General features: G+C 67.0%; 4 protein-coding genes and 1 tRNA gene. 1 reads left to right on the plus strand and 4 read right to left on the minus strand.

Features of this window, described 5'->3' with window-relative positions; translation table 11 throughout:
- Positions 1–51 precede the first annotated feature (51 nt).
- Positions 52–141: transfer RNA gene (locus ABZD10_RS14615), tRNA-Ser, on the plus strand.
- Positions 142–300: 159 nt separating this feature from the next.
- Here the strand turns inward: ABZD10_RS14615 and ABZD10_RS14620 are convergent.
- The 4 genes from ABZD10_RS14620 to ABZD10_RS14635 form a co-directional block, all read right to left on the minus strand.
- Positions 301–873, minus strand: coding sequence for a peroxidase-related enzyme (locus ABZD10_RS14620; protein WP_372887608.1), 573 nt, complete (start codon positions 871–873; stop codon positions 301–303).
- Positions 870–1,439: a TetR/AcrR family transcriptional regulator gene (locus tag ABZD10_RS14625; protein WP_372887610.1), complete on the minus strand. Its 570-nt coding sequence runs from the start codon at positions 1,437–1,439 to the stop codon at positions 870–872. The genes ABZD10_RS14620 and ABZD10_RS14625 overlap by 4 nt, the downstream gene beginning before the upstream one ends.
- Before the next feature lie 177 nt (positions 1,440–1,616).
- Positions 1,617–2,783, minus strand: a complete 1,167-nt coding sequence (argE, locus tag ABZD10_RS14630) for an acetylornithine deacetylase (protein WP_372887612.1) — start codon at positions 2,781–2,783, stop codon at positions 1,617–1,619.
- 4 nt (positions 2,784–2,787) lie between these two features.
- Positions 2,788–3,256, minus strand: a 469-nt coding sequence (locus ABZD10_RS14635; RefSeq protein ID WP_372887614.1) for a M24 family metallopeptidase, incomplete at its 5' end; no start/stop codon positions are given.

The raw sequence follows: 3,256 nt of genomic DNA on the forward strand, positions 1-3,256 counted from the left end.
CTTGCGCCCACCGGAAAACCCCATTAAACGCCCCCTCACCAAGACCCCCGCGGAGAGGTGCCGGAGTGGTCGAACGGGGCGGTCTCGAAAACCGTTGTCCCTTCACGGGGACCCAGGGTTCGAATCCCTGTCTCTCCGCCACTTTTCCAAGAGAAAACCGTTTCAGTTCAGGGTCCGCCGCCCGGAAACGGCATGCGACGGCCCTGCCGCCGCGCGTTGCCGTCCAACAGCCACCTTAACAGCCCCCCTTGGGCCGGCGCAGGGCTGCTGCGGCGCGGGTGTCCCGCGCCGCGCGGGGCATTACTTGCGGCCCATCATGTAGAATTCGTCGTTGGGACGCATGGCAGTGACATTGGCCATCCGGTTCGACAGGCCGAAGAAGGCCGAAACCCCGGCGATGTCCCAGATGTCGTCGTCGCTGAACCCATGTTGATGCAGGGTCTCGAAATCGGCCTCGCAGACCGCGCCGGCGTCTTTCGAAACCTTCATCGCGAAATCCAGCATCGCCATCTGGCGCGGCGTGATGTCGGCCTTGCGGTAGTTGATCGCGATCTGATCGGCGATGGTCGGGTTCTTGGCGCGGATGCGCAGAATCGCACCATGGGCGACGACGCAATACTGGCAGCTGTTGGCATTCGAGGTGGCGACGACGATCATCTCGCGCTCGGCCTTGGAAAGGCCGCTGTCCCTTTCCATGAGCGCATCGTGATAGGCGACGAAGGCGCGGAATTCGTCCGGGCGATGGGCCAGGGTCAGAAAGACATTGGGGATGAAGCCGATCTTCTCCTGCACGCTGGTCATCAGGTCGCGGATGTCGTCGGGCATGTCGTCGAGGTCGGGCACCGGGAAACGGCTGATGGGGTGGTCGGTCATTTTATGTCCTTTGCTAAAGAATTTTCAGATCGTGTCAGCGCGTCGAAGAAGGTCTCGGCAAACAGGTCGATCGGCGCTTCGCTGCGCACCAGCTTGGCGCGCAGGATGGCGCCCTCCCAGCCGATCCAGAAGAACTCGGCGGTTTTCTGGCAATCGGTCGCGGCGGCGATCTCGCCGGCGGCGCGGGCCAGTTCGAGGCAGCGGGCGACACGCGCCTGCCAGTCGCGGAACACCGCATCCAGCGGCGGGCGCAGGGTGTCGCTGGTCGAGGCCAGTTCCTGACCGAGGTTGCCGATCAGGCAGCCGCGCCGGAAATCGTGGCGCCGCATCCCGGCCTTGCCGTCCGCGACGAAATCGGCGAGCCGCGCCAGCGGCGGACGCGACTCGTTCAACAGCCAGCGGTCGAGCTTGCGCGCGAAATAGGCGGCATAGGCCGCGATCACGGCATGGAGGTAATCCTCCTTGCTGGTGAAATAATGATAAAACGACCCCTTGGGCACGCCCGCCCCCTGCAAGAGATCGTTGAGCCCGGTGCAGGCATAGCCCTGTTCGGTCAGCACCTCCATGCCGCGCCAAACAAGCCGGTCACGGGTCGCCTGACGGGCGCCATCGGCTTTCGGGGGCCGGCCGCGCCGCGGCGCGCCACCGGGGGCGTTTGTGGGGCTCTCTGCACTCATGCGGCGAAATTAGACCGATCGTCTATTAAATTCAAGCGCCGGATCTACCCCACCCGGAACCCGGGCTCAGGCGGCATCGGTTGGCGCCAGCCTGCCGGCCAGTCCCCGCAGCAGATCGAGGCATTGCGACAGCTGGTCGAGGGCAAGGTATTCGTCGGCCTTGTGGGCCTGGTCGATCGAGCCCGGCCCGCAGACAACGACATCCATGCCGAGGGCCTGGAAGATTCCCGCCTCGGTGCCGAAAGGCACAAGGTCGGCGCCGTTGGCCCCGGTCAGCTCGGCAAGGATGCGCCGGGCCTCGTTGCGCTCGGCCGGGATCAGCCCGGCGACCTCGCCGACGATCTCGGTCTCGATGGCGGCGCCGGGAAAGACCGCGCGCATGGCCGGCAAAAGCTCGTCCTCGACATAGCGCTGCATCTCGGCCTTGACGAACACCGCATCCCCCCCCTGCACCGGGCGCATCTCCCAGTCGACCCGGGCGCGGGGGGCGATCACGTTGTGCACGCTGCCACCGTGCAGGGCGCCGATGTTGATCGTCGTCCAGGGCGGCTCGAAACGGCTGTCGGCAGGCGCCATGCCCTTGAGGCTGTGGCGCAGCTCCAAGAGCCGCGCCACGTAGCGCACCGCGTATTCGACCGCGTTCACCCCCCGGTCGGGGGCCGAACCGTGGCCCTCGAGCCCCTGAAACCGGGTGCTGTATTCGCAGCAGCCCTTGTGACCCTCGATGATCCGCATCGAGGTCGGCTCGCCGATCACCGCCAGAGAGGGCCTGAGCCCGCGCCGCGCCAGGTCTTCCGCCAGCTGGCCGGCACCGATGCAGCCGGTTTCCTCGTCATAGGTAAAGGCGAAATGCAGCGGGCGGGTCAGGCCGCGCGCGGCGAATTCCGGCGCCATCGCCAGCGTCGCGGCGATGAACCCCTTCATGTCGCAGCTGCCGCGCCCGTAAAGCCGGCCGTCGCGTTCGACCATGGTAAAGGGGTCGCTGGTCCAGTCCTGATCGCTGACCGGCACCACGTCGCTGTGGCCCGACAGGACCAGCCCGCCATCGCCCTCGGGGCCGAGGGTGGCGAAAAGGTTGGCCTTGGTGCCGCCCGGATCGTGCAGCACCTCGACCCGGGCGCCGCAGCTCTCGAGCCGCTCGGCGAGATAGGCGATCATCGCCAGGTTGCTGTCGGCCGACACCGTCGGAAAGGCGATCAGGTCGGCGAGGATTTCCTTGGTGGCCGCCAGCATGGGCTCACTCCTTGACGAAGAGTTTGCGGGGAATGTCGCAAAGCGGCTCGGCGGCGCCCGCGTCGCGGATGAGGATGGTTTCGGTGGTTTCCAGCCCCCAGCTTTCCATCCACAGCGCCGGCATGAAATGGAACACCATGCCGGGCTCCAGAACCGTTTGGTCCTCGCTTCGGATCGAGGCCGTGCGCTCGCCCCAGTCGGGCGGGTAGCTGAGACCCACCGGGTAGCCCATGCGCCCCGAGCGTTCGATCCCGTGACGGGCCATGACCGCCATGAAGGCCTCGGCGATGTCGCAGGTGCGGTTGCCGGGCCGCGCCGCCTCGAGCCCGGCGGCGATGCCCTCGATCTGCGCCGCTTCGGCGCGGCGCATCTCGTCCGGCGGCGTGCCGAGAAACACCGTCCGGCAGAGCGGCGCGTGATAGCGGCGGTAACAGCCCGACAGCTCGAAGAAGGTGGCCTCGCCGGCGCGCATC

Source organism: Shimia sp. (assembly GCF_041624275.1).
Lineage (GTDB): Bacteria > Pseudomonadota > Alphaproteobacteria > Rhodobacterales > Rhodobacteraceae > Shimia.

Bases quoted from the DNA above. Each gene is read 5' to 3' on its own strand.
- ABZD10_RS14620 (WP_372887608.1), bottom strand. From the start codon at position 873: ATGACCGACCACCCCATCAGCCGTTTCCCGGTGCCCGACCTCGACGAC.
- ABZD10_RS14625 (WP_372887610.1), bottom strand. From the start codon at position 1,439: ATGGAGGTGCTGACCGAACAGGGCTATGCCTGCACCGGGCTCAACGAT.
- argE (WP_372887612.1), bottom strand. From the start codon at position 2,783: ATGCTGGCGGCCACCAAGGAAATCCTCGCCGACCTGATCGCCTTTCCG.